The sequence below is a fragment of the Rugamonas apoptosis genome, from assembly GCF_014042355.1.
GTDB lineage: Bacteria > Pseudomonadota > Gammaproteobacteria > Burkholderiales > Burkholderiaceae_D > Rugamonas > Rugamonas apoptosis.
In genome coordinates this window covers 344346-368849 of the sequence record NZ_JACEZU010000006.1, presented here as the reverse complement: position 1 = coordinate 368849, position 24504 = coordinate 344346, and the positions used below count along the sequence as shown (strand labels likewise).

General features: G+C 67.4%; 21 protein-coding genes. 11 read left to right on the top strand and 10 right to left on the bottom strand.

Going from position 1 to position 24504, the window contains the following annotated elements:
* Positions 1-3 precede the first annotated feature (3 nt).
* From hutG to H3H39_RS14400, 6 genes are all read left to right on the top strand, one after another.
* Positions 4-792 carry an N-formylglutamate deformylase gene (gene hutG, locus H3H39_RS14425; RefSeq protein ID WP_182154070.1) on the top strand — a complete coding sequence of 263 codons (789 nt, stop codon included), beginning with the start codon at positions 4-6 and terminating at the stop codon, positions 790-792.
* Positions 789-2162: a formimidoylglutamate deiminase gene (locus H3H39_RS14420; RefSeq protein WP_229218035.1), complete on the top strand. Its 1374-nt coding sequence runs from the start codon at positions 789-791 to the stop codon at positions 2160-2162. The genes hutG and H3H39_RS14420 overlap by 4 nt, the downstream gene beginning before the upstream one ends.
* Positions 2159-2734: a HutD/Ves family protein gene (locus H3H39_RS14415; RefSeq protein ID WP_182154069.1), complete on the top strand. Its 576-nt coding sequence runs from the start codon at positions 2159-2161 to the stop codon at positions 2732-2734. Before H3H39_RS14420 ends, H3H39_RS14415 begins: the two co-directional genes overlap by 4 nt.
* Positions 2735-2770: 36 nt before the next feature.
* Positions 2771-3997, top strand: a complete 1227-nt coding sequence (hutI, locus tag H3H39_RS14410; RefSeq protein ID WP_182154068.1) for an imidazolonepropionase — start codon at positions 2771-2773, stop codon at positions 3995-3997.
* A gap of 210 nt (positions 3998-4207) precedes the next feature.
* Positions 4208-6898 carry a zinc-dependent metalloprotease gene (locus H3H39_RS14405; RefSeq protein WP_182154067.1) on the top strand — a complete coding sequence of 897 codons (2691 nt, stop codon included), beginning with the start codon at positions 4208-4210 and terminating at the stop codon, positions 6896-6898.
* 150 nt (positions 6899-7048) lie between these two features.
* Positions 7049-8578 carry a glycine betaine ABC transporter substrate-binding protein gene (locus H3H39_RS14400; RefSeq protein ID WP_375540426.1) on the top strand — a complete coding sequence of 510 codons (1530 nt, stop codon included), beginning with the start codon at positions 7049-7051 and terminating at the stop codon, positions 8576-8578.
* Here H3H39_RS14400 and H3H39_RS14395 read toward each other — a convergent pair.
* The 3 genes from H3H39_RS14395 to H3H39_RS14385 form a co-directional block, all read right to left on the bottom strand.
* A complete protein-coding gene (locus tag H3H39_RS14395; RefSeq protein ID WP_182154066.1) occupies positions 8564-8740 on the bottom strand; it encodes a hypothetical protein in 177 nt (58 codons plus the stop codon). The genes H3H39_RS14400 and H3H39_RS14395 overlap by 15 nt on opposite strands.
* 273 nt (positions 8741-9013) lie before the next feature.
* On the bottom strand, positions 9014-9502 hold the full coding sequence (locus tag H3H39_RS14390) for a GNAT family N-acetyltransferase (RefSeq protein ID WP_182154065.1): 489 nt from the start codon (positions 9500-9502) through the stop codon (positions 9014-9016).
* A 3-nt stretch (positions 9503-9505) separates the two neighbouring features.
* On the bottom strand, positions 9506-10435 hold the full coding sequence (locus tag H3H39_RS14385) for a DMT family transporter (protein ID WP_182154064.1): 930 nt from the start codon (positions 10433-10435) through the stop codon (positions 9506-9508).
* A 163-nt stretch (positions 10436-10598) separates the two neighbouring features.
* Here H3H39_RS14385 and H3H39_RS28200 point away from each other — a divergent pair, with 163 nt between their 5' ends.
* Positions 10599-10733 (top strand): hypothetical protein, encoded by a 135-nt coding sequence (locus H3H39_RS28200; RefSeq protein ID WP_255462650.1) that lies wholly within the window; start codon positions 10599-10601, stop codon positions 10731-10733.
* Position 10734: 1 nt separating this feature from the next.
* Here the strand turns inward: H3H39_RS28200 and H3H39_RS14380 are convergent, their stop codons facing one another.
* Entirely contained in the window at positions 10735-11172 is a 438-nt protein-coding gene (locus H3H39_RS14380) for an Mpo1 family 2-hydroxy fatty acid dioxygenase (RefSeq protein WP_182154063.1), read from the bottom strand.
* Between the two features lie 177 nt (positions 11173-11349).
* Between H3H39_RS14380 and H3H39_RS14375 the strand changes: the two genes are divergently transcribed.
* Positions 11350-11934 (top strand): DNA-deoxyinosine glycosylase, encoded by a 585-nt coding sequence (locus H3H39_RS14375; RefSeq protein WP_182154062.1) that lies wholly within the window; start codon positions 11350-11352, stop codon positions 11932-11934.
* Positions 11935-12091: 157 nt separating this feature from the next.
* On the opposite strand, the gene H3H39_RS14370 is transcribed toward H3H39_RS14375, so the two are convergent.
* The 6 genes from H3H39_RS14370 to H3H39_RS14345 all read right to left on the bottom strand — a co-directional run bounded on the left by H3H39_RS14370 (position 12092) and on the right by H3H39_RS14345 (position 20637).
* Entirely contained in the window at positions 12092-14659 is a 2568-nt protein-coding gene (locus tag H3H39_RS14370; protein WP_182154061.1) for a BACON domain-containing protein, read from the bottom strand.
* Positions 14660-14769: 110 nt separating this feature from the next.
* Positions 14770-15945: a tetratricopeptide repeat protein gene (locus tag H3H39_RS14365; protein ID WP_182154060.1), complete on the bottom strand. Its 1176-nt coding sequence runs from the start codon at positions 15943-15945 to the stop codon at positions 14770-14772.
* Positions 15946-16117: 172 nt separating this feature from the next.
* Positions 16118-17311: a DUF2863 family protein gene (locus H3H39_RS14360; RefSeq protein WP_182154059.1), complete on the bottom strand. Its 1194-nt coding sequence runs from the start codon at positions 17309-17311 to the stop codon at positions 16118-16120.
* A 61-nt stretch (positions 17312-17372) separates the two neighbouring features.
* A complete protein-coding gene (locus H3H39_RS14355) occupies positions 17373-18239 on the bottom strand; it encodes an HDOD domain-containing protein (protein ID WP_182154058.1) in 867 nt (288 codons plus the stop codon).
* A 223-nt stretch (positions 18240-18462) separates the two neighbouring features.
* Positions 18463-20142 (bottom strand): methyl-accepting chemotaxis protein, encoded by a 1680-nt coding sequence (locus H3H39_RS14350; RefSeq protein WP_182154057.1) that lies wholly within the window; start codon positions 20140-20142, stop codon positions 18463-18465.
* Positions 20143-20175: 33 nt separating this feature from the next.
* Positions 20176-20637: a cache domain-containing protein gene (locus H3H39_RS14345; protein WP_182154056.1), complete on the bottom strand. Its 462-nt coding sequence runs from the start codon at positions 20635-20637 to the stop codon at positions 20176-20178.
* 251 nt (positions 20638-20888) lie between these two features.
* On the opposite strand from H3H39_RS14345, the gene H3H39_RS14340 reads away from it, so the two are divergent.
* From H3H39_RS14340 to H3H39_RS14330, 3 genes are read left to right on the top strand one after another with little or no spacing between them, the layout of a single operon-like run.
* Positions 20889-22295: a KamA family radical SAM protein gene (locus H3H39_RS14340; RefSeq protein WP_182154055.1), complete on the top strand. Its 1407-nt coding sequence runs from the start codon at positions 20889-20891 to the stop codon at positions 22293-22295.
* 10 nt (positions 22296-22305) lie between these two features.
* Positions 22306-23610, top strand: coding sequence for an MFS transporter (locus H3H39_RS14335; protein WP_182154054.1), 1305 nt, complete (start codon positions 22306-22308; stop codon positions 23608-23610).
* A gap of 26 nt (positions 23611-23636) precedes the next feature.
* Positions 23637-24482: a prolyl hydroxylase family protein gene (locus tag H3H39_RS14330; RefSeq protein WP_182154053.1), complete on the top strand. Its 846-nt coding sequence runs from the start codon at positions 23637-23639 to the stop codon at positions 24480-24482.
* Positions 24483-24504: the final 22 nt, after the last annotated feature.

Sequence of the window (24504 nt, the reverse complement as noted above, 5' to 3'; positions counted from 1 at the left end):
ACGATGGACTTTCAATTCAAAGCGGGCACGATTCCGCTGCTGGTGTCGATGCCGCACGTGGGCACCGACATCCCGGACGATATCGCGGCCCGCATGACGCCGGCCTCGGTGGAAAAGGCCGACACGGACTGGCATTTGGTGCGGCTGTACGATTTCCTGGGCGAGATGGGCGCCTCCACGCTGTCGGCGCGCTGGTCGCGCTACGTGATCGACTTGAACCGGCCGCCCGAGAACACCAACCTGTATCCGGGCCAGGACACGACCGGCCTGTGCCCGCTCGACACCTTCCACCGCGAGCCCCTGTATCCGCAGGGCGCCGCGCCGGACGAGGCGGAAGTGCAGCGCCGCCTGAAGCTATATTGGCGGCCTTACCACGAGCAGTTGCGCGCGGAGCTGGACCGGCTGCTGGCCATCCACGGCAAGGTGGTGCTGTGGGATGCGCATTCGATCGCCTCCGTCGTGCCGCGCTTCTTCGACGGCAAGCTGCCCGACCTGAATTTCGGCACGGCCGACGGCGCCAGTTGCGCGCCCGGTTTGACGCAAGCCATCGTGTCCCACGCGCGTGCGCAGGAGCACTACACGGTGGCCGTGAACGGCCGCTTCAAGGGCGGCCACATCACGCGCCACTACGGCAAGCCGGACGCGCGCGTGCATGCGATCCAGCTGGAGATGTGCCAGTCCACCTACATGAATGAAAGCGCGCCGTTCGCCTACCGTAGCGACCTGGCCGACCAGGTCCGGGGCCTGTTGCGGCAGATGACGCAGGCGGCCGCTGACTGGGCTGGCGCATGATGGCCGGCCGCGCGCTATATGCCCGCCACGCCTTGCTGCCCGATGGCTGGCGTCAGGACGTGCTGCTGGAGTGGGACGCGGCCGGCAGCCTGACGGCCGTCACGCCCGATGCGGCGCAACCGGCCGGCGTGGAACTGGCGCAGTACGCGCTGCCGGGCATGGTCAACCTGCATTCGCACAGCTTCCAGCGGGCCTTGGGCGGCAAGACGGAGCGCGCCGGCGATGGCCCGGACAGCTTCTGGACCTGGCGCGACCTGATGTACCGTTTCGCCCGCAACATCACGCCGGCCCAGATCGAGGCCATCGCGGCCCAGTTGTTCTCTGAATGCTTGCGCCACGGCTACACGGCCGTGTGTGAATTCCATTACGTGCAGCGCACGCCGGACGGCGCCATGTACCCGCGCTTGGCCGAGACGGCGGAACGGGTGATCGCGGCCGCACGATTGACCGGCATGGGCATCACCATGCTGCCCGTGTTGTATAGTTATTCCGGCTTCGGCGAGCAGGCGCTCAAACCGGAACAGCAACGTTTCCGCACGGACGTGCGCGACGTGCTGGCCGTGATCGAGGCGCTGGAACCGTTGCGCGATGGCCAGACGGAAGTGGGCGTGGCGCCCCATTCGCTGCGCGCGGCCACGGTGGAGCAGATCGGGCAGGTGCTGAAGGTGTTGCCGGCCGAACGTCCGGTGCACATCCACATCGCCGAGCAGCAGGCGGAAGTGGCGCAGTCGCTGGCCTGGAGCGGACGCCGCCCGGTGCAGTGGCTGATGGATAACGTGGCCGTGGACCAGCGCTGGTGTCTGATCCACGCCACGCATTTGCTGGAAGATGAAGTGGCGGCGCTGGCGGCCAGCGGTGCCGTGGCGGGCCTGTGCCCGACCACGGAGGCCAACCTGGGCGACGGCCTGTTCCCCCTGCAGGATTACCTGGCGGCGGGCGGCCGGTTCGGCATCGGCAGCGACAGCCACATCTCGCAGGGCGCGGTGGAAGAATTGCGCTGGCTCGAATATGGGCAGCGTTTGGTGCAACAGCGGCGTAATATTGCGGTATCGTCTACGCAGCGCAACGTGGGCGATTTTTTGTGGCAGGGCGCCCTGCAAGGCGGGGCGCAGGCGGCGGGACGTCCGCTGGGCGCGCTGGCGCCCGGCAAGCGTGCCGACGTGATCGTGCTGGACGACGATCATCCCAACCTGTTCGGGCTGGCGCTGGACGAGGTGCTGGGCACCTTCATCTTCAGCGGCAACGACAACCTGGTGCGGGACGTGATGGTCGGCGGCCAGTGGGTAGTGCGCAAGCAGCAGCATGTGGCGCAGCAGGCCATCGCCGCACGCTTCCGCCAGACTTTGGCCGAACTGAGGGAGTTCAGATGACCCAGCTGATCCAGTATGCAAGCCTACGGCCCACCCCATGGAAGAACGGTGGCGGCAGCACCACGGAAATCGTCGTCGCGCCGCCCGGCGCGGACTTCGACCACTTCGACTGGCGTATCAGCCTGGCCACCATCACCCAGGACGGGCCGTTCTCGCCGTTCCCCGGCATCGACCGCTCGCTGGCGCTGGTGGACGGCGACGGCGTGCTGCTGGATTTCGGCCACGAGCGCTTCGTGCTCAGCCCCAGCGAACCCTTGATTGAATTTCCCGGCGAGTCCACGGTCGAAGCCACTATCACGGGTGACCTGACGACGGACTTCAACGTGATGACGCGGCGCGGCCGCTGCCGCCACCGGCTGGAACGGCGCGTGGTGAGCGGCCGGCAGGAGCTGGCGCGGCGCAGCAACACCACCGTGCTGTTCCTGGCCGACGGCGAAAGCCTGACCTTGAGCAGCGCCACGGAGCGCATCGCGCTGGTGCGCTACGACGCCGTGGTGCTCGACACGGACCAGGCCTGGACCATGGACACCATCCAGGCCACCGTGCTGGTGGCCGATATCATCCCTCATTAAATACTTGAGTACTCAAGCAAGAAAGCAGACCGACGCATGACCGCAGCCTGGGACACCCTGTTCATCAACGTCCACCTGGCCACCATGGCCGACGGTTACGGCGAAATCCGCGATGGGGCGATCGCCGTGCGCGATGGCCGCATCGCCTGGCTTGGTCCGCGCGCGGAGCTGCCGGCCGGCGCGCAGGAAGCGGCTGGCGCCGTGCATGATGGCGATGGCTGCTGGCTCACGCCGGGACTGATCGACTGCCACACCCACATCGTCCACGCCGGCAACCGCAGCGACGAATTCGAGGCGCGCCTGAACGGTGCTACTTATGAAGACATCGCCCGCGCTGGCGGCGGCATCATGTCCACCGTGCGCGCCACGCGCGCCGCCACCGAGGACGAGCTGCTGGCGCAAAGCGTGCCGCGCGTGGCCAGCCTGCTGGCCGAAGGCGTGACCACCATCGAGATCAAATCCGGCTATGGCCTGGACCTGGAAACGGAAGCGAAGATGCTGCGCGTGGCGCGCCGGCTTGGCCAGGAGCTGCCGGTGAGCGTGGCCACCACCTTCCTGGGCGCGCACGCGCTGCCGCCGGAATTCGCGGGCCGCGCCGAACACTACATCGCGGAAGTGTGCGCCATGCTCGACACGCTGGCCGAACAGGGCCTGGCCGACGCGGTGGATGCGTTCTGCGAGCGCATCGGCTTCTCCGCCGAACAGACCGAGCGCGTGTTCGTGGCCGCCCAGCGCCACGGCCTGCCCGTCAAGCTGCACGCGGAGCAGTTGTCGGACCAGGGCGGGGCGCAACTGGTGGCGCGCTTTGGCGGCTTGTCGGCCGATCACCTGGAACATTTGAGCGCGGACGGCATCGCCGCCATGACGCGGGCCGGCACGGTGGCCGTGCTGCTGCCGGGCGCCTATTACTTCCTGCGCGAGACGGTGCAGCCGCCTGTGGCCGCCCTGCGCGCGGCGGGCGTGCCCATGGCGCTGGCCACGGACTGCAATCCCGGCACTTCGCCCATGACGTCGCTGCTGCTGACCATGAACATGGGCTGCACCTTGTGGCGCTTGACGCCGCAGGAAGCGCTGGCCGGTTGCACCCTGCACGCGGCGCGCGCGCTGGGGCGCCAACACGATATCGGCAGCCTGGTGGTCGGCAAACGGGCCGATTTCGCCCTGTGGCGCATCGCGCGGCCGGCTGATTTGTCGTATGCTATCGGCTTCAATCCCTGCGTGGGCGTGGTCAATGGCGGGGTGTTGCGGGCGCCGGCGATTTAGAAGTCGTTTCAAAAAGCCCATGGCGTCGTTGTGTCGCCTTGCCGTGCGGAACGGCAGTGCCGTTCCCACTGTCTGCGGCGCCACGCCTGGCCATGGTCATTTTGAAACAACTTCTTAGAGGGAATCCTCGAAATTCCGTCCGTGCGGCGGTTTGATCAGGTACATTATCACGAGCGTTTTTCCCGACTTTCTGCCAGTACCAGGATCACCATGCCCGTGTTGCCGCCGTCGTTCGCCTTGAAATCCCTCGTTTCCACCGTGTTGCTGGCGCTGGCCGCCCAGGCGCTGGCGCAGGATCCCGCTCCCGCCTCCACGCCGCATACGGGTGACGCGCCAGCCACCACGGCCGGCGCGGGCAACCCAGGCGCTGCCGCCGCGCCAGCCAATCCGCTGGCGGCCATGCTGGCCGCGGCGTCCGCGCCCAAGCCGTTCGCGGAAGTGGTGCGCGGCGCGGCCCAGGTGCCGGGCTTCCTGCCGCTGTACCAGAAGGACGACAAGGTGTGGCTGGAGCTGCGCCCGGAGATGTTCGACCGGCCCATCTTCATGTCCATCAACACCACCAACGGCATCGGCGAGCGTGGCCTGTACGGCGGCCAGATGGGTGAGAGCCAGGTGGTGTATTTCCACCGCATCGGCGCCTTGGTGCAGATGATCGCCAAGAACACGCGCTACAGCGCGCGCGGCGGCACGCCGCAGGCGCTGGCCGTGTCGCAGGCGTATTCGGACAGCCTGCTGGCCGCCGCGCCCGTGGCCAGCGCGCCCCATCCGCAGACCCATGGGGTGCTGATCGAGGCCAATGCGTTGTTATTCAGCGACATTCCCGGTTATTCCACCCGCCTGGAATATGCTTACCGGCTGCCGTTCGTGCTGGACCCGCGCAACAGCAGTTTCGTCACGCTGCGGGGCGACGAGGCCATGACGGGCTTGCGCGTGAGCGCGCACTACGCCGTGCCCCGGATCGCCGCGCCACCGCTCTCGCCACAGCCCTTGCCGTTGCCCGGCCCGCCCACCACGCTGCCGGACCCGCGCAGCATGTTCCTCGGTTTCTATTACAGCTTCATGCCGCTGCCGGCAGAACCGATGCACGCGCGCCCGGCGGATGACCGCATTGGCCACTTCGTCACCACCACCCAGGATTTCACGGACGATATCCGGCCCACCACGGCCAGCCACGTGATCGAACGCTGGCGGCTGGAGAAGAAGGATGCGGCGTTGCCGCTGTCGGAACCGAAACAGCCCATCGTGTACTGGCTGGACAAGAACATCCCGGAAAAATACCGCAAGTCCGTGGAGCAGGGCGTGCTGGCCTGGAACGCCGCCTTTGAACGGATCGGCTTCAAGGACGCCATCGTCGTGCGCCAGCAAACGGAGCAGGACCATTTCGACACGCTGGACGCACGCCATGCATCGATCCGCTGGTTCATCGGCAGCGACGCCGCGTTCGCCATCGGCCCAACCCAGGTCGATCCGCGCAGCGGCGAGATCCTGGACGCCGACATCGCCATGTCCGACGTGTTCGCGCGCGATGCGCGCCGCGTGGCCAGCGAAAGTGAAGGAAGTGGCGGCGGCGCCGTCGCGCAGCCGGCCGCCGACGGCGAAACGCATTGCGATTACATGCTGGACTCGGCCCAGGAAATGGGCTTCGCGCTGGACGTGCTGGAGTCGCGCGGTGAATTCGAGCTCGATAGCCCGCAGGCCGACGCCGTGGCGCAGGCTTATGTGCGTTCCGTCGTCATGCATGAAGTGGGGCACACACTGGGCCTGCGCCACAACTTCCGCGCCTCCACCGTCTACGACCTCAAGCAACTGCAAGACGCCGCGTTCACGGCCCGCAATGGCATGACGGGATCGGTGATGGATTACGCGCCGTTCAACCTGTCCGTCAAGGGCGAGCGTCAGGGAGAGTACGTCGGTTCCACGCTGGGGCCTTACGATTACTGGGCCATCGAATACGCCTACAGGCCGATCGCGGTGGAGCAGGAGAAGGACGAGCTGGCGAAAATCGCGTCCCGCTCGAACGAGCCGCAACTGGCGTTCGGCACCGACCAGGAAGTGGACGGCCGCGCGGCCGACCCTGACGTCAACGCCTTCGACCTGGGCAACGATCCACTGGCGTATGTGCAGCGGCGCCTGTCGCTGTCACGCGAGTTGTGGGACCGGCTGCAAACGCGCCAGCTCAAGCCCGGCGAAAGCTATGAATCGCTGCGCCGCAGTTTCGATTACGGTTTCATCCAGTTCGCGCGCGCGCTGCCGGTGGTGGTCAAGTATGTGGGCGGCCAGACCTATCTGCGCGACCACGCGGGCACGGGGCGGGCCACGTTCACGCCAGTGGCCTTGCCACGCCAGCGGGCCGCGTTGCAGATGCTGACGGGCAGCCTGTTCCAGGCCGACAGCTTCAAGTTCGCACCGGCCATGATCAGCCGTTTGGGGCCGGACCATTTCGAATCCCGGGGCCGGCCGGACGTGTCGGTGGGCGGGCGCGTGCTGACGTTGCAATCGGCGGCGCTGGACCAGCTGTTGTCCGATACGGTGGCCATGCGCTTGCTCGACTCGCAGGAGAAGCTGGACGATGGCAAGAAGGCGCTCAGTCTCGACGAGCTGTATGGCACCGTGCAATCGGCCGTGTGGAGCGAACTGAAGACGGGCAAGGAGATCACGGGCATGCGGCGCAATCTGCAGCGCGCACATTTGAAGCGCGTGGCCAATATGCTGCTGCGGCCTACGGCGACCACGCCGGCCGACGCGCGCAGCCTGCAACGCGAGCACGCGCTGGAATTGCAGCGCGCGATCCGCACTGCGTTGGCCAAGCCGGGCAGCCGCGAAAACAAGGCCCACCTGGACGAGTGCTATGAAACGCTGAACCAGGCGCTCAAGGCATCCATGCTGCGCGCCGGGGCCTGACGCCCACCCGCAGCCGCGCGCGTACGCCGGCCGGCGATGGTAAGCTTGCCGGACTGGCGAGACGATAGGGGAGTGCGCGTGCGCGAACGGGGCGGACAGGGGGACGCGGGGCGAAGGACCGGCCGGCTTTGGCAGGCCGCGTGCTGGCTGATGTTCGCCTGCGCGTGCATGTGTGCCGGCGCGGCGGCAGCATCGCCGGCCGATAGCGCGCAAGGCACGTTGCGCATCGGTTCCAAGCGTTTCACGGAATCCTACATTCTGGGTGAACTGCTGGCGCAAACGGCGGCCCCGTATGCCCGCAGCGAACACCTGCAAGGACTGGGCAACACGGCCATCGTGCTGGCCGCGCTGCGGGCCGGGAAGATCGATTTGTATCCCGAATACCTGGGCACCATCGACCAGGAGATCCTGCGCCATCAGGAACCGGCCACGCTGGAACAGATCGGGCGCGAGCTGGCGCCGCTGGGGTTGGGCGTGGCCGTGCCGCTTGGCTTCAACAACACCTACGCGCTGGCCGTGCGCGGCGGCCCCGATGGCCCGCACGCATTGAGCGAGCTGGCGGCCCGGCCCGCGCTGCGCTTTGGCCTGTCGCACGAATTCATCGGCCGCGCCGATGGCTGGCCTGGACTGGCGCGCCGTTACGGCTTGCCGCAGCAGCCGGCCGGCCTCGATCACGGCATCGCCTACGACGCCCTCAAGCAGGGCCAGGTGGACGTGATCGACATCTACTCCACCGACGCCAAGATCGCCCGCTACGGGCTGCGCGTGCTTGATGACGACCGCCGCTACTTCCCCCGCTACGATGCCGTGCTGCTGTACCGGCTGGACGCGGCGGCCCGCTTTCCCGCCGCCTGGGCCGCGCTCGGACGGCTGCAAGGCCGCATCAGCGCGGCCGACATGATCGCCATGAACGGCGCCGCCGAGATCGACGGCCAGCCCTTCGCCGTTGTGGCGCACGGCTGGCTGGCGGCGCATCCGCTGGCGCCGTCAAGCGCCGCACCATCGCCCGCGCCGGCCGCGGCCAGTCCAGCATCATTGGTCCCGCATGATGGCCTGCTGGCCAAAATCTTCGACGATAAGTTATGGCCCCTCACGCGCCAGCACATCACGCTGGTGCTGGTCGCGGTGGGCCTGGCCTGTTTGACCGGCATCCCATTGGGTGTGTTGGCCGCTTATGTGCCGCGCCTGCGGCAGGGCGTGCTGGCGCTGGTGGGCGTGCTGCAAACGGTGCCTTCGCTGGCCCTGCTGGCGTTGTTGATCCCGTTGCTGGGCATCGGCGCGGTGCCGGCCCTGGTGGCGCTGTTCGTGTATGCGTTGCTGCCGGTGGTGCGCAATACCTGCACTGGCATGCTGCAAGTGCCGCAAGGGTTGCGGCTGGCGGCGCTGGCACTCGGTCTGAGGCCGGCGCAACGCCTGTGGCATGTGGAACTGCCGCTGGCGTTGCCGGTGATCCTGGCCGGCGTGAAGACGGCCGCCGTGATGAGTGTCGGCACGGCGACCATCGCCGCCTTCATCGGCGCCGGCGGCTACGGTGAGCGCATCACCATCGGCCTGGCCCTGAACGATAACGACATGCTGCTGGCCGGCGCCATCCCGGCCGCCGTGCTGGCTCTGCTGACCCAGGGCGCGTTTGAATTGCTGGAGCGGCTGGCGGGGCGCGCCGCGTCACAGCGTATGTAATTTCGCGCGCACCACCGCCACTTCACGGTGCAGCAGGCGTTCGGCCTGGAAGTCGTTCTCGCGCTGGGCGGCGATGGTGTGCAGGTGGCGCTGGCAATGATCCAGCCGCGAGCGCAGATAAGCCTTGTAAATCAGCAAGGCGAAAGGCGGAAATTTGTTCATGGCGGACTCCCGGACGAGGTGACAGTCCATGGTACGGCCCGCTAGGGAGCCGGTTTTGTGCCGCATCAATAGGCGCCGGAGGGGAGGCGGAATGTTAGATGGATGTAAGCAATATTGAGCTGGCGTAAGCAAATGTAAAGTACCTGCGCCAGCCGTCGGGAGGCCGCTTATAGTGGAGGCGTTGATTCAATCTCCCCTCCCACTCAACATGGGTTCCATCCCACGCGGCGCTTGGCGCTCGTGGGATTTTTTTTTGCTTTTGAAGCTGATCTGTCAGGCCGATGCCAGTTGCTGCAGGGCGGCGCCGGTGACGCGGCAGATGCGCCAGTCCGGCAGCAGGTCGGCGCCCACGCCACGGTAGAAATTGATGGCGTTTTCGTTCCAGTCCAGCACCGACCATTCGAAGCGGCCGCAGTTGCGTTCCACCGCCAGTTGGGCCAGCGCCACCAGCATCTGCTTGCCGTAACCCTTGCCGCGGCACGATTGCTTCACGTACAGGTCCTCCAGGTACAGGCCCTTGCGGCACAGGAAGGTGGAGAAGTTGTGGAAGAACAGGGCGAACGTCACCACCTCGCCCGCTTGCTCGCCCACGATGGCTTCGCAGGCGGGGTGGTCGCCGAACAGGCCGTCGTGCAGCATGGTGGGGTTGGCCACCACCAGGTGTTCCAGTTTTTCAAACACGGCCAGTTCGTGGATCATGCCGAAGATGGCGTCCACGTCGGCCGGGGTGGCCGGGCGGATGGTCAGTTGTGCGTTGCTCATGAATTATGCGGCGCTTTCAAGTTCGGGGTTGACGGTAGGGGCGGGCGCGTCGGCCCGCAAGGCCCAGGCCACGCTGGCCAGGCAGATCAGCATGCCCAGCCATTCCAGCGGGCCGGGCTGGAAATGTTCCAGCCGGATCGACAGCAGCACGGAAATGACGGGCGTGACGACGCCGATGTAGACGGCCTTGTGCGATCCGATGCGCAGGATCAGCGTGAAATAGGCGGCGAAGGCGATCACGGAACCGAAGATGGCCAGGTAGAACAGGCCGCCCCAGTAGCGGGCCGTGGTGGGCAGCGTGAATGATTGGCCGCTGACGAGCACCCAGGCCGCCACCATCAGGGTGCCCCACAGCATGGACCAGGCCATGGTCAGCAGCACATTGGACGATTGTTCGCGCACCTTGACCACCAGCACGTTGCCGACCGAGCTAGAGATGGTGGCGCACAGGGCCAACCCCAGGCCCAGCAGGACGTGGCCGTTGCCGCCGCCGGCCATGGCGCTCCACGCGCTGGCGATGGACTGGTAAAACAGCAGCGTCACCCCGGCCATGGCGGCCGCGCCCGCGGTCCAGATGCGGGCCGTGAGCGGCGTGCCCAGGATCAGCCGGCTGCAGATCGGGGTCCAGAACACCATCAGCGCGAACAGCACGGCCACCAGGGCCGATACCAGGTATTGCTCGGACGTGTAAGTGCAGATGTAGCTCAGGCCGAAGCTGGCGATGCCTTGCAGTAGCAGCCAGCGCTGGGTACGCCAGGGCAGGCGCAGGTGGTCGCCGCGCGCCAGGCACCAGGCGAACAGGGCGACCGAGGCGATGGCGAAACGGTAGACGACGGACACGGCCGGCGCCACCTGGCCCAGTTGCAGGGTGATGGCGAAGAAGGTGGAACCCCAGATCAGGCAGGCGGTGAGAAACAGAATTGGAGAGGACATCGACGGAGTATACCGGGCTTGTGGCGAGCTTGCCTAGCAGCCATATTCTTGACGATTTCACCACGTTCCCGCTTGATGTGGCGCAGCGGCGCGGGATTGAGCGCCGCACCAGCTGGCGAGGTGGCTATTATAAAAAGACGATCTTTCACCACCGGAGACGGCCATGCCCCACGCGCTGCGATACAAAGTGGCCACCCTGATCGGCTATGTGCTGCTGAGCACGGCATCCGTCATCCTGCTGGCCGACGACAGTCCCGCGCGCGGGCAACTGGTGTTCGCGGTGGCGGGCCGGCCTTGAATCAATAAGCCAGTTTCAGGCGGCGGTACAGGAAGCCCAGCACGAACAGCGGGCCGATCAAGAGAAAGCGCACGTCGTCGAAGAATGAAGGTTTCCTGCCCTCGATCTGGTGGCCGATGAACTGGCCGATCCAGGCCAGCACGAACATGGCCAGCGACAGCGGCAGTACGGCGCGGGGCGGCAAGGCCGACAGCAGGCCCAGCATGGAGGCAGCCATCAGGAGCATGCCCACCGCGAACGGTTTGGACAGGCCGGCGTAATACCGCAAGGCCGTCGCCACCACGGCCAGCGCCAGCAGCGGATGGATGGCCCACAGCAGGCCCAGCAGCGTAAACACGATCACCGGCACACACACGATGTGGATCCATTCGTTGAGCTGGTTCACATGGCTCTCGCTGTACTGGGCCAGCAGGGTGTCGATGGTGCGGCTGGTGGGCATGGGGGGCTCCGGCGGATAAGGCTTGGTTGTGCTCTTGATGAGCTTGCCGGGGGATTCTATACCGGAAGTTTCCGTCTATGGCGGACGGTTGGATGGGCGGCGGCGCCCCTGGATGGTGGCGGGGTGGAGTGCTACCATGGCGTGGTTTCCCATCCTGGCGCCGCCGAGTGCCTGTTCATGTCCACGCCATCCGCCCATCCCGGCCAGCCGCCGTCCGTCACGCGCAAGCGCTGTTTCGATCCCGTGGTCGACCACCATACGCGCGTGCTGGTGCTGGGCAGTTTGCCGGGCGAACAGTCGCTGGCGTTACAGCAATATTATGCCAACCGCCAGAACAAATTCTGGGCCTTGATGTCGGACGTGCTGGGCGTCGATCTGGTCGTGCTGGATTATGCCGCCCGTCTGCAATCCCTGCTTCGACACGGCGTTGGCCTTTGGGATGTGGTGGCCGAGGCGCATCGCAAAGGCAGCCTGGACAGCAATATCCGCGAGCGCAACGACAACGACTTGTGTGGCTTGCTGTTGCGCTACCCTAACATCCAAGCGATTGCCTTCAACGGTGGCACGGCTGGACGGCATGGGCTCAAGGTACTAGGCGAGCTGGCCGCTGCTTACGACATTATTGCGCTGCCATCAAGTAGCCCAGCCCATACCATGGCGTATGCAGTTAAAGCGATGCGATGGCGGGCATTGCGGCCCGTTCTGGCGGATGTGCCGTGCAATCATTTGTCATCGCACGAAAAGCAAGGAATAGAAACGTGATCAAAGTCGCAGGTTGAAATCGCGGTCTGTCCGGAAGCCCTGCAGCACCTCAGTCAAAATCAAATCGCCGATAGCGACGGGCGCACGGCCGCAACCAGAACCCAGCAACATATAGTCGGTCACCGCTTGCAGCGGTTCCCGCACTTGCCGCCCGGCGTCACGGCCCCACCGGCACGATATTGAGCACGCCGTCGTCGTTGAGCCCGATCAGGATGAAGCCATCGCCCGAGATCACCATCTGGCGCGGCGCCAGCTGGCGTCCCACGGGCACGAACTTGCGCTGTTGCAGCAGCGCGCCGGCCGCGCTGTAGACCCAGACGTCGGCCGCAGCGGACTTGCCGGCCACGCCGCAGTAGACCCGGCCATCGCTGCCCACTTCCACATTGTCGGGCGCGTTGCCGCCGCTGGCCAGGTAGGACAGCGTGCCCAGATCGTTCGTGCCCAGCACGCTGCACTGGGTGGGGCTGGCGCTGGCCGCGTACAGGATGGCGCCGTCGGCGCTGACGGCAATGTCCTGGCCGGCGCCGCCGTTGCCCAGGTGGCTGGCGGCCGGCAGGGGCGCGGTGAACAGGGGGCCGCCGCCGATGTCGGCATAATCGACCGTGTAGGTGGCCAGGTGCACGGCCGTGCCGTCCTCGTCCTGCACATATAAGCGCTTGCCATCGGCCGCCGCGCTCAGCGTGCCGCCCTGGATCGGCAGGCTGGCCAGCAGTTTGCCGGCGCTGTTGTAGATGCTGCCGTCGTTGAGCGCGACCAGGTCCACGCCGTTGGGACGCAACAGGGCCAGGCGCGACGTGCGGTCGGGCTTGTGCGCCAGCGTCCAGCGCGCCTGCACGGCCTTGGTGGCCAGTACCCGCACTTCCAGCTTGCTGTTGTCGAGGTCGTACGCGTACAGCAGCGCGCCGTCGGCCGACACGGCCATGTCGCCGAGCGCGCCGCCAAAGCCGGTCAGGGTGTCCGTCAGCTGGCCCGTATAGACGTTGTAGATGTCGATGGTGGTGCCGCCGTTGTGGGCATACACGAGCGGCCGGATCGGGTCGGTCACGACGTTGCGGTACAGCGGGTGGGGCGACACGGGCGCCGTCGGCGTGGTGGTGCCCTTCCAGAACGCGACCCGGATCGGGGTGGCGGCTGGTATCGCGGGGTCGGTCGGGGCCACCGTCACGGTGGCGTAATTGAGGCTATTGGGCGCCAGCGCGCTAGGGTCGGCCGACAGGATCAGGCTGGCGCCGCTGCCGCTGGCCGTCAGCCATGGCTGGTCGCTCGCGGCAGTCCAGTCCGGCACCAGGCCGTAATTGTCGACCATGCTGATGCGCCGCGTCACGCGCGACCAGCCGGGTGTGCCGCTCATGGCCACCCCCAGCTCGGACGGCAGCAGCTTGTGCTTGTCCTTGTTGATGGTCAAGGTGATCGGCGTTGCCACGACGTCGCCGTTGACGGTGGCCCCGGCCAGCATCTGGACGGTGGCGCCGCTGGCCGGCGCGGCGGCAGCGTTGGGCGTGAACGTGATGGTGCTGGCAGTGGCGCCGACCCTGCCGGCGAACGCGCTGGCGCTGGCCCAGGCGGGGGCGGCCGACAACTGCCATGGCCACAGGTTGGCGCCCGTGTTCAGGCTCAGTGTCATGCTGCGCGGACTGAAGTCGCGCCCGTAGCTGCCGCCCAGGGTCACGGCGGCGTTCGACACCAGCAGGGTGGGGCGCACCAGTTTGAGCGCCACCGGCAACTGGCGCGTGGTGACGCCGGTGGCCGTCAGCGTCAGGTTGGTGCTGTAATTGCCGCTCACCAGCGTGCCGATGGTGGGATCGATGGAGAGCGTGGTGGTGGCTGGGGTGTAGCCCTGGCTGGGGCTGGCGCGCAGCCAGCCGGCGCCGCTGCTGGCGATCCAGCGCGTGGCCTGGGCGTTGTCGGTGGCCAACTGCACATCCTGGGCGGCGATGGGCGCGCCGTTGATGGCCGTGAAGGTGACGCCGTCGCTGCTGACCTGGAAGGCCGGCGCCAGCACCGTCAGCGCCACGGGCACGGTGGCCACCAGGCCGTCGCCGGCCGTCAGCGTGACGGTGGTGTTGTAGAGTCCAGGCGCCAGGCTGGCGGCCGCATAGGTGGCCGTGATGGTGGCGTTGCCGCTGCCGCTGGTGTTGTTCAGGGTGAGCCAGGCGGCGCCGCTGACCGCGCTCCAGCTGCGCCCCACGGCCTGCACGCTGATGGCGGCCGGCGCCGGCACGGCGCCGCCCTGATGCATGGTGACCGTCAGCGGCACGGTGCCGCTGGCGCTGAACGGCGCCGAGCCGGCCGGTGCCACCTGGATATCGTAGGGCAGCAGCATGGGCGAACCGGGGAACTGGCCGGCGCACCCGCTGTCGCGGCACAGTTTGACGGTGAAATTGCCCTGGTAGCCGCCGGCGGCCAGCGTGGGCGCCGTCTGCAAGGTGGCGTGGTAAGCCTGGCTGCCATCGGCCACCAGTTGCACATTGGGCAGCAGCACGCCGGCGCCATCGACCAGATAGGCGTACACGGTGGCGCCGCCGAAGTCGGCCGGGCGGGCCACGGTGGCGGTGACGGTGGCGGTGGTGGAAGTGCCGGCCACGGCCGAGATGGCGACTTTATCCGGACTGAAGCTGAGCGCCGCGCTGGCGGCCGGCACCGGCGTGCCGTCCGTGGTCCCGCCACCGCCGCCGCAGGCGGTCAACAGGGAGGCGAGCGTGAGAGCGGACCAGTATCGGTGCATGGCGGTATCCTCGGGCGGACAGTTTATGTATTTTGCAATTGTTGCGCAAGCGCAACATTCTGTCAAGCCGCGATGGAGGCCGGCGCAACACTTTCATGCGCGCACGATGGCTATTGCCGGCTGGACTGCGCCTCGTAAGCCTTGAGCCGGTCCAGCTTGGCCGCATACAGGTCGTGGTCGCCGCGCGTGGTGCTGTTCTCCATGGCTTGCTTCATGTGGCTGTCGGCCCGCGCCAGGTCGCCCAGCTTGAAGGACGCCACCGCCAGCCAGAAGTGGAACTCATGGTAGTCCGGCGAACGGTCCAGTTCGCGCTGGAATAGCGCGCGCGCGCGGGCAAAGTCGCCGGCCCGCATCGCTTGCTGGCCCTGGTTGAAGAAGTAGAACGGCGGATACGGTTCCAGCTGGGCCAGTCGCGCGCGCAGCGCCTGCGCCTCCTGGGGCCGGCCCAGTTCGCTCAGCGCCTGTGCCAGGTTGTACAGGAATACCGTGTTGTCGGGCGCCTGGTTCCAGGCATGGCGCAACACCTGTTCGGCCGCCGCCAGGTCGCCGTGGTGCTGGTAGATCACGCCCAGCGTGTTGTAGGCGTTGAGGAAGCGGGGATCCTGGCCGACGGCGCCGCGGGCCCACCAGTAGGCGTCGTCGAGCTTGTTTTGCACCAGCAGTTCGGCGGCCCGGTTGTTCATGTACATGGCCACCACCGTGCGTTCCTCAAGCGGCTGGGCCAGTTGCCGGGCCAGTTCCGGGATGGGAATGAAGTCCACGGTCAGGTATTTCTGGGAGTTATAGCCCCTGCTGATGTCCACCTTGGGCTCGCCCAGCACCAGGTTGACGTGGCCGCTGGAGAAATACAGGTCACCGCTGCGGCTCCACGCATCATCGATGGAGATGCTCTGGTATTGCACTTCCAGCCCCAGCTTGTGGGCCAGCGCCGCCGTCATGATCACCAGCGACAGGCAGTTGCCACGGCGCGCCTCGAACGTCTGCTGGGCGTTGCGGGTAATGGCTGAATCGTATTCCAGTTGCAGCTTGTCGCGCCGGTACAGGGCGTCGAACAGGGCCTGGCGCTTGTCCTTGCCATGTTGCTGGTGCAGCACCTGTTCCTTCAGGTAGGCGTCCATGGCGGGCGTGACGGCGAACAGCTGGTCGGTGCTGACCGGGGCCGACGGCGGCGCGAACAACTGGTCCTGGAACAGGCGGGCCGGCGGGGCGGTCGCCACCCGGTCCTGGGACAGGCCGGCGCAACCCGCCAGCAGGACGGTACACAGGATACAAAGACGGCTCAGCATGACGATCTCCTCCAGCGCGCCCGGCCGGGGCGCCGCTTGCGTACTACGGTACGGCGGAGCTGGAAGCCTGCGCCGCGCAGGCCGCGGCCGGGGAGCCGCTACTGAGCCAAAGTATCCTCGGCTCCCCAGCCCGTGTCAAACGGCCGCGGGGACGTCCCGACCGGCCCGGACCTTACAGGGCTTGCGGCTCCACGGGGGCGCCGCTGGGGTCGAATTTCAAGGCCACGGACAGCTGGCGCAAGCCGATGCTGGCCAGTGCGTCGCGCACGTCGGCCACTTCCGTTTCCAGGTCCGCACCCAGGTCGAGCGGCTTGTCGTAGGCGGCCAGCGCCGCGCCGTCCAGGTACACGCAGGTGCGCAGTTGCATCTCGTGGTCGACATCGGCCGGGCCGACGATGGCCGTGGCCTGGTCCGCCGCCACGCCGCGCGCGGCCAGCGCCTGGTTCAGCGTGGCCAGCAGTTGCAGCATGTCGTGTTCGGCCACGCCCTGCTGCTTGGCGCCGAAGAACAGGTCCTGGTAGAGGAAATTCAATTCCAACGGCCGCGCGCCGCCCAGGCAGCGCCGCACCAGGGGCGCGTACTGCTCGGTCCAGCGCTGGTAGCGTTCCATCCGGCGCGCGAAATAGGCGTCGGCCGCCGCCTCGTCGGCCGGCACCTTGTAGAACGGGTCGTCGGCCCGCTTGAGCGCGAAACCGACCAGGAAGCGCAGTTCCACGGCCGCGTCGTCGGGGCCGAAACCGGCCGGGGTCCAGCCGGCCAGGCTGCGTTCGATGGCGGGCGTGGCCACCATTTTCTTTTCCGTCATCGAGGTGGCCGCGTCGCGCACCATCTCGTGCAGTTCGCTGTAGGTGATGCGGTCGATCTCGCCCAGGTCATAGGCGTGGCCGATCAGCACCACCTTGGCCTTGGGGCTTTCCAGCTGGGCTTGCGTGAAGCTGGCCAGCAGGGCGTCGTAGGCGTCGCCGTCCTGGAACTCGTGGGCCGGGTCCAGGCCGCCCGTGCTGTGCACGAACAGGGGGATGGCGAAGGCGTCGATCTCCAGCTCGGGCGCGTTGTCGCGCCGCAGCAGCACGGTACCGGCCGCCTCCTCGATGGCGTCGCGCAGGTAGTGGTAGGCGCCCACGTCCTCGTACTTGGCCAGCTCGACGGCGCCGTACAGCACCTCGTCCTTGTGCTGGTTGAGCAGCTTGCGCACCAGCTTGTGGAAAGTGGCCGCGCGCTGGCGCAGCAATTCGCTCATGGTGTCCGGGTCTTCCTGCTCCGCCAGTTCCAGCGCCAGTTCGCACAGGTTGCGGGTTTGCAGTTCATCCTTGATTTCGGGCGTGTCGGCCGATTTACGGGGCACGGGGCGTTTGTTCTTGGGCATGGTTTCCTGAAGTCGGGGGGCGGGGGCCGTGCGGACGGCCCCGGCGCTGCGCCATGAGGCGTCAGCGCTCGTTGTGAAAGGTTTCGTGCAGTTCGTCCAGCAGGTCGGCCGTCTCGTCCTCGGACAGCCCCAGGTGGCGGCAGGCCGGGGCGCCGCCTTTTTCCCATTCCAGCGAGACGGCGTTGCCGTGGTAGCGCTGGATGCCTTTTTCCGCCAGCACCGACAGCGCCACCAGCGAGCGCACGGCGTCGTCCGTGGCGGGGTCGTCCAGCACCCGGTAGTCGTGGTGCAGCAGGATGGCCCACGACACGTCCGGCGACAGGCCCCAGTTACGGGCCAGCAGGCAGCCGATGGCGGCGTGGTTGGTCTGGTGGCGCGCGTCCTCCACTTCCGTGAAGCGGCGCACCGGGTCGTTGCTGGCGGCGGCGAAGGTGTCCACGTAGCCGGGGAAGCGGTTCATCAGCAAGGGCACCCCGATGTCGCAGAACAGGCCGAAGGTGTGGGCGATGTCGGGCGGAGCGATGCGCAACTGGCGCGAGGTGAATACCAGCGCCTGGGCGCGCCGGGCCGACACTTCCCAGAACTGGTCCAGGGTGGCGTCGTTGCCGTCGATGGCTTGCTTGGCCAGCAAGCCTGTGAGCAGCGCCGCGCAGTGGTTGATGCCGAGGAAATTGATGGCTTGCTCGACCGACTTGGCCTTGCGCCCGGCGCCATAGAATGGTGAATTGGCCAGCTTGAGCAGGGCGCCCGACATGCCCACGTCGTTGCCGATGATGCGCGCGATGCGGCGCGGCGACGGGTCCGGCTCGGCCAGTTCCTGCTGCAGGTCGACCAGCAGGCTGGGACGCGGCGGAATGCGGATGGAACGCAGCAGGGCGTCTTCCACCGTGTGTTCGACTGGCAAAACTGGGGCTGCGGCTGAGGTCATGATGGTTTTCAAGTTACGGAACGGCGACGGCGCCAGGAAGTTGTTGCAACAAGCCCATGGTGTTGTCGTGGCGCCTGGCCATGGTCATTGGAAACAACTTCTCAAACCAGCACTATAAACCAGCCGGGTGCCTCGCGCCGAGTTCGCCTACTTCCGATTATCGCCGCTTCCCGCTCCCCGTTGCGCGATTTTGGCGTGAAAATGTGATGGCAATGCTGGATTTTTACGCACGGCGGGGCTGGGGCATGCCGTTTCGATGTGCATTTGTCATGCTTGCGGCCGCTGGCCGGGACGGGCGTGGCCGGCCGGACCAGATGGCGGCCGGGTTGGCCGCCGGGGACGGGGGCGTCGCGGCCGCCTCGCCGAGCTGGAACACGGCCACCGCCCGGGTCAGGTGTTCGGCCTGCTCCTGCAGGCTGGACGCCGCCGCCGCGGCCTGTTCCACCAGCGCCGCGTTCTGCCGGGTCACCTCGTCCATCTGGCCCATGGCCTGGTTCACTTCCGCGATGCCTTGGGCCTGGTCGGCGCTGGCCGCGCTGATGCGGCGGATGATGTCGTTCACCTGGCGCACCGAGGCGGCCAGCTCGCCCATGCGTTCGCCGGCCTGCTGCACCGAGGCGCTGCCGCTGTCGATGGTGGCCACCGAGGCGGCCACCAGGCCCTTGATCTGGCTGGCGGCGGCGGCCGAGCGGTGGGCCAGCGTGCGCACTTCGGCCGCCACGATGGCGAAGCCGCGGCCCTGCTCGCCGGCGCGGGCCGCCTCGACGGCCGCGTTCAGGGCCAGGATGTTGGTCTGCGACGCGATGGCGTCGATCACGCCCGTGATGTCGACGATCTGGCGCGCGCTGGCGCGGATCGAGTCCATCGTCGTCACGGCCTGGCCCATGGCCGTGCCGCCCCGTTCGGCCAGTTGCGAGGCGCCGTCGGCCAGCTGGCAGGCTTGCTGCGCGTGGGCCGCGTTGTCGCGCACGGCCACGGTCAGGCTGTCCATGGCGCTGGCGGTCTGCTCCAGCGAACCGGCCTGGCGCTCGGTGCGGGTGGACAGGTCCAGGTTGCCGCTGGCGATGTCGTGCGCGGCCAGGTCGATGTTCTGCACCGCCCCCAGGATGGTGCGCAAGGTGGCGCTGAGCTGGGCCATGGTGCCGTCGAGCAGGCGGGCCGTGTGGGCGATCTCGTCGTGGCCGTCGTTGGCGCGGCCGGCGCTCAGCTTGCCGGCGGCCAGCTTCACCACCACGGCGGCGATGGCGTGGATGTCGCGCAGCATGGCGCCCCGTACCCGCATCGTCACCAGCAACGACAAGGCCACCGACAGCAGCAGCAAAGCGGCCATGGTCACGCCCAGCGTGTGGAATTCAGCCTTGGCGCGCCCGTGCGCCTGCACGCTCAGTTGCTGTTCCAGCGCCGCCAGCTTGGCCAGCGCCCCGTTCAGGCGGCTGAACTGCTGCTCGGCCCTGGCCATGGAGTTGGCCGCGATCGACTGGTCCACCTGGGCGATCTCCATGGTTTCGCGCACCGCCTTGCGGTAGGCCGCCAGCGCCTCGGTGGAGGCGTCCACGAAGGGCCGCTCGGCCGGGTCGGCCAGCGCCGCCAGCGCCGCCAGTTGCGCCGCGATGTCGGCGTGGCGCGCCCGCAGTTCCTGCGCCAGCGCGTCGATCCGGTCCTGGGTGAAGCTGCCGTTGGTCCAGGCCAGCAACTGATAGATGTTGGCGTGCGCGTGCTTGGTTTCGCCGCCCACGTCGGCCGCCGCCTTCAGGCGTGCCGCGCGCACCTGCACCAGGTTTTCCAGCGAGGCGTTCTGGCGCACCATGCCGTAGTAGCCGGCGCCCGAGGTGCACATCAGCAGCAGCAGCACCAGGCCGGGCGCCAACAGCAGTTTCGGACCTATCCTCAGTCGCTTCAGCATGGCCGTTCCTAGCGCAGGTGGATGATTTCTCGTTTATTTCTTATAGATGCCCGCTTCCAGCACCACATCGCCGACCCGCAGGATGTAGGTGGTCTTGGGTTCGATCTTGCCGCTGGTGGGGTTGCGGTACTGGTAGTCGACCCAGCCCTTGCCCTGTTTCTGGGCCAGTTCGATGATGTCGCGCCGGTAGCGCTTGCCGCTGGCGTCGGGCACGTCGAGCAAGTCCTTGCCGACGATGGAGGGATTGATGGGGTGGGCCAGCACGATGCCGGTGTGCAGGTCGCGCATGTCCACGTACAGCGTGCCCTGCACGAAGTCCGGGTCTTTGGCGCTGATGCGCTTCATCATCTCTTCGCGGCCGTGGCTCTTCATGTAGGCCGCGCCCCGTTCGGCCATGGCGATGGCGTCTTTTTCAGTGGGGTCGGTGGCGGCGGTGGCCGCGCCAGCCAGGACGACGGCGAGCGCCAGGGCGGCGGTGTGTGCTAAGCGGTTCATGGCGATCCTTGAGGTGAGTCGGCGTTGGTGGAAATGTTGCCTATGCGCATGACGTACTGTACGCCGCCTGTGCCGGTCCCCGTTTGCGCTAACGCAAGCGCGTGGCCCGGCCAGACTCCGCCACCAAAGCGTGTCAAGGTTTTGTTCCACAGCGCAACTTTTCCCTCCGCTAGTTGATGTACGGCAATCCCTCAGGCCCGGCGCGGCCTAGCATGGAATTCCCGGCAACCCCACCGCGACAGGAGCACGCCATGACTACCGAAACCGCCAGCGTCAAGTTCAAACCTTATATCCGCCAGACCATCGCCCAGGCGCCCCAGTGGGCCGCCATGCCGCCCGAATTGCGCGAAGCCGTGCAAGTGGTGTCGCATGTACTGCCGTTCCGCACCAACGCCTACGTGATGGACCACCTGATCGACTGGAACAACATTCCCGACGATCCCATCTTCCGGCTCACCTTCCCGCACCGCGACATGCTGCCCGAGCACGAGTACGCCCGCCTGCGCGACCTGGTGCAGGGCCGCGGCGACCAGGCCGCCCTGGTGCAACTGGTGCGCTCCATCCGCATGCGCATGAACCCGCACCCGGCCGGCCAGATGACGCACAACGTGCCGCGCGTGAACGACGCGCCGCTCAAGGGCTTGCAGCACAAGTACAACGAGACGGTGCTGTTCTTCCCCAGCGCCGGCCAGACCTGCCACGCCTATTGCACCTTCTGCTTTCGCTGGCCCCAGTTCGTGGGCATGGATGACATGAAGTTCGACGCCCGCGAATCGAACGAGCTGGCCGAGTACCTGAAGCTGCACCCGGAGGTGACGGACGTGCTGATCACGGGCGGCGACCCGTTGATCATGAACACCCGCTCGCTGGCCGCCTACATCGAACCGCTGCTGGTGCCGGAACTGGCCCACATCCAGAACATCCGCATCGGCACCAAGTCGGTGGCCTACTGGCCGCAACGCTTCGTGACGGACGCCGACGCCGACGACTTGCTGCGCCTGTTCGAGCGGGTGGTCGCCAGCGGCAAGAACATGGCCATCATGGGCCATTACAACCATGCCGTGGAACTGCGCCAGCCGATCGCCCAGCAAGCCGTCAAGCGCATCGTCGGCACCGGCGCCACGCTGCGCATGCAAGGGCCGCTGATCCGCCACATCAACGAGGACCCGAAAAGCTGGGCCGAGCTGTGGCAGACGGGCGTGCGGCTGGGCGCCATCCCGTACTACATGTTCGTCGAGCGCGACACCGGCCCGCGCGCATACTTCCAGCTGCCGCTGGTGAAGGCGCACGAGATCTTCCAGGCCGCCTACCAGATGGTGTCGGGCCTGGCGCGCACGGTGCGCGGGCCGTCCATGAGCGCCTTCCCCGGCAAGGTGGTGATCGACGGCGTGGCCAACATCGCCGGCGAGAAGGTGTTCGCGCTGCAGTTCCTGCAGGCCCGCAACGCCGACTGGGTGCGCAAGCCGTTCTATGCCCGCTACGACCCGGAAGCGACCTGGATGGATGATTTGCGTCCCGCCTTCGGCCGCGACAAGTTCTTCTTCGAGACGGAAGGGGATGGCCATCCGTCGACGCCGCGCAAGGTGATCCCGCTCACGCCGGCCCGCCACGAAGAGGATGGCGGCGGTTCCTGCGCGCTCCACAGCCAGGTGGCCTAGGGAGCACGCCATGGCCACGTCCACTCGGCAACCGGGCCAGCTGGGTGGGCTGGCCATGTTCTGTCTGGTGTTCCTGCCGTTCGCGCTGGGCCACTACCTGTCGTGCCTGATGCGCACCGTGAACGCCATGCTGGCGCCCCAGCTGGTGGCGGCGCTGGGCCTCACGCCCGGCCAGCTTGGCCTGCTCACCAGCGCCTTCTTCTTCGCCTTCGCGCTGGTGCAACTGCCGGTGGGGATGGCGCTGGACCGCTGGGGGCCGCGGCGGGTGCAGCCGGTGCTGCTGCTGGTGGCGGCATTGGGTGCGCTGGCCTTCTCGGGCGGGCGCGACTTCGCCCAGCTGGTGTGGGCGCGGGCGCTGATCGGCTTCGGGCTGGGCGGCTGCTTCATGTCGGCCGTCAAAGCCATCTCGACCTGGATCGCGCCGGCCAGGCTGCCGTCCGTGCACGGCTATCTGATCGCCGTGGGCGGACTGGGCGCCGCCTCGGCCACCTTGCCGGTGCGGCTGGCGCTGCAATACACGGACTGGCGCGGCCTGTTCCTCGGGCTGGGATTGGCGGCTGCTGCCGTCGGCTTGCTGATCCATTGTCTGTCGCCCACGCCGCCGCCCACGCGCGCCGCGCCGCTCACGCGCCAGGCCGTGCTGGATGTGTACCGCCACCCGGCGTTCCGCGACACGGCGGCCCTGGTGCTGGTGCCGCACACGGTGTTCTTCGGCATGCAGGGTTTGTGGATAGGACGCTGGCTGAGCGACGTGGCCCGCTTCTCCGACGCGGCCGTCGGCTATCTGCTGTACCTGGGCATGGCCGCCATCATCTTCGGCGCCATCTTCGTGGGCATGGTGACGGAATGGGCCGGCCGGCGCGGCGTGCGGCCGCTGACGGTGGCGGCGGCCGGCATCGCCCTGTTCATCGCCGTGCAACTGGGCTTCGTGATCGGCTACGCACCCAGCTACCAGCTGCTGTCGGTGCTGTTTACGCTGGTGGGCACCATCACCGGCATCGAATACGCGATCGTCGCGCAAAGCATGCCGCCGGCGCTGACGGGACGGGCCGCCACCTGCCTCAACCTGCTGATCTTCCTGGGCGCGTTCGCCGTGCAGGCCGGCTTCGGGGAATTGCTGGGCTGCTGGCGGGCCAACCTGCTGCACCAGTATCCGGCGGCCGCCTACCGCTGCGGCTTCGCCGTGCTGGTGGCGCTGCAGTTGCCGGGACTGTTGCGTTATGCGTGGCGCGCCTGGCGCGCGCGCACGCCGGTGCGCGCCGGCACCGCGTGTGGGGGTAAAATCAACCTTCCATCCGGCAGCCCCGCGCACTGACACCGCACTCTACTGGGAGGCACAGCATGACCACTTCCGTGTTCGCCACCCTGCCGCCCGACTGGCAGGCCTGGATCCGGGATAACCTGGCACGCGCCTGCAGCCCGCGCGACATGGCCGACAGCATGGCCCGCTCCGGCCAGTACAGCATGGCGTTCGCGCGCGCCGCCATTGGCGAGGCGCTGGGCGCCGACCTGCTGGCGGCGCCGGGCCGGCAAGCGGGCATGCCGCAGGTGGACACCACCAGCAACCGGCTGGCCGTGGCGGGGCGCGCGGTGGAGATCCTGTGCGCGCTGCGCCAGCCGCGCGTGGTCTTGCTGGGCAATGTGCTGGACGAGGACGAGTGCGACGCCATCGTGGCTCACTGTGACCAGCGCTACACCCGTTCCACCGTCACCAGCGAGGAGGACGGCGCCAGCACCGTGCATGACGGGCGCACCAGCGAGATGGCTGTCATCCAGCGCGGCGAGCACGCACTGGCCGACCGCATCGAACAGCGGCTGGCCGCCATCGCCCAGTGGCCGCTGGAGTGCGGCGAACCGTTCCAGTTGCAGAAGTACGGCGTGGCGCAGCAATACCGGCCCCATTACGATTGGCTCAATCCCGATTCGGACGGGCACCGCGCCCATTTGCGGCGCGGCGGCCAGCGCCTGGCCACCTTCATCCTTTACCTGAGCGACGTGGAGCAGGGGGGCGGCACGGCGTTTCCCAACATCGGCCTGGAAGTCTTTCCCCGCAAGGGCAGCGCCCTGTTCTTCCTCAACACGGACGCCAGCCACCGGCCGGACCAGCAAACCCTGCACGCGGGTTGTCCCGTGGTGCGCGGCACCAAGATCATCGCCAACAAGTGGCTGCGCGAAAGCGTGTACTAATCCTTCGGTTAGAATGGCGGGC

Excerpts from the sequence above, each read along its gene's own strand:
- hutG (WP_182154070.1), top strand. The coding sequence starts at position 4 with ATGGACTTTCAATTCAAAGCGGGCACGATTCCGCTGCTGGTGTCGATG.
- H3H39_RS14420 (WP_229218035.1), top strand. The coding sequence starts at position 789 with ATGATGGCCGGCCGCGCGCTATATGCCCGCCACGCCTTGCTGCCCGAT.
- H3H39_RS14415 (WP_182154069.1), top strand. The coding sequence starts at position 2,159 with ATGACCCAGCTGATCCAGTATGCAAGCCTACGGCCCACCCCATGGAAG.
- hutI (WP_182154068.1), top strand. The coding sequence starts at position 2,771 with ATGACCGCAGCCTGGGACACCCTGTTCATCAACGTCCACCTGGCCACC.
- H3H39_RS14405 (WP_182154067.1), top strand. The coding sequence starts at position 4,208 with ATGCCCGTGTTGCCGCCGTCGTTCGCCTTGAAATCCCTCGTTTCCACC.
- H3H39_RS14400 (WP_375540426.1), top strand. The coding sequence starts at position 7,049 with ATGTTCGCCTGCGCGTGCATGTGTGCCGGCGCGGCGGCAGCATCGCCG.
- H3H39_RS14395 (WP_182154066.1), bottom strand. The coding sequence starts at position 8,740 with ATGAACAAATTTCCGCCTTTCGCCTTGCTGATTTACAAGGCTTATCTG.
- H3H39_RS14390 (WP_182154065.1), bottom strand. The coding sequence starts at position 9,502 with ATGAGCAACGCACAACTGACCATCCGCCCGGCCACCCCGGCCGACGTG.
- H3H39_RS14385 (WP_182154064.1), bottom strand. The coding sequence starts at position 10,435 with ATGTCCTCTCCAATTCTGTTTCTCACCGCCTGCCTGATCTGGGGTTCC.
- H3H39_RS28200 (WP_255462650.1), top strand. The coding sequence starts at position 10,599 with ATGCCCCACGCGCTGCGATACAAAGTGGCCACCCTGATCGGCTATGTG.
- H3H39_RS14380 (WP_182154063.1), bottom strand. The coding sequence starts at position 11,172 with ATGCCCACCAGCCGCACCATCGACACCCTGCTGGCCCAGTACAGCGAG.
- H3H39_RS14375 (WP_182154062.1), top strand. The coding sequence starts at position 11,350 with ATGTCCACGCCATCCGCCCATCCCGGCCAGCCGCCGTCCGTCACGCGC.
- H3H39_RS14370 (WP_182154061.1), bottom strand. The coding sequence starts at position 14,659 with ATGCACCGATACTGGTCCGCTCTCACGCTCGCCTCCCTGTTGACCGCC.
- H3H39_RS14365 (WP_182154060.1), bottom strand. The coding sequence starts at position 15,945 with ATGCTGAGCCGTCTTTGTATCCTGTGTACCGTCCTGCTGGCGGGTTGC.
- H3H39_RS14360 (WP_182154059.1), bottom strand. The coding sequence starts at position 17,311 with ATGCCCAAGAACAAACGCCCCGTGCCCCGTAAATCGGCCGACACGCCC.
- H3H39_RS14355 (WP_182154058.1), bottom strand. The coding sequence starts at position 18,239 with ATGACCTCAGCCGCAGCCCCAGTTTTGCCAGTCGAACACACGGTGGAA.
- H3H39_RS14350 (WP_182154057.1), bottom strand. The coding sequence starts at position 20,142 with ATGCTGAAGCGACTGAGGATAGGTCCGAAACTGCTGTTGGCGCCCGGC.
- H3H39_RS14345 (WP_182154056.1), bottom strand. The coding sequence starts at position 20,637 with ATGAACCGCTTAGCACACACCGCCGCCCTGGCGCTCGCCGTCGTCCTG.
- H3H39_RS14340 (WP_182154055.1), top strand. The coding sequence starts at position 20,889 with ATGACTACCGAAACCGCCAGCGTCAAGTTCAAACCTTATATCCGCCAG.
- H3H39_RS14335 (WP_182154054.1), top strand. The coding sequence starts at position 22,306 with ATGGCCACGTCCACTCGGCAACCGGGCCAGCTGGGTGGGCTGGCCATG.
- H3H39_RS14330 (WP_182154053.1), top strand. The coding sequence starts at position 23,637 with ATGACCACTTCCGTGTTCGCCACCCTGCCGCCCGACTGGCAGGCCTGG.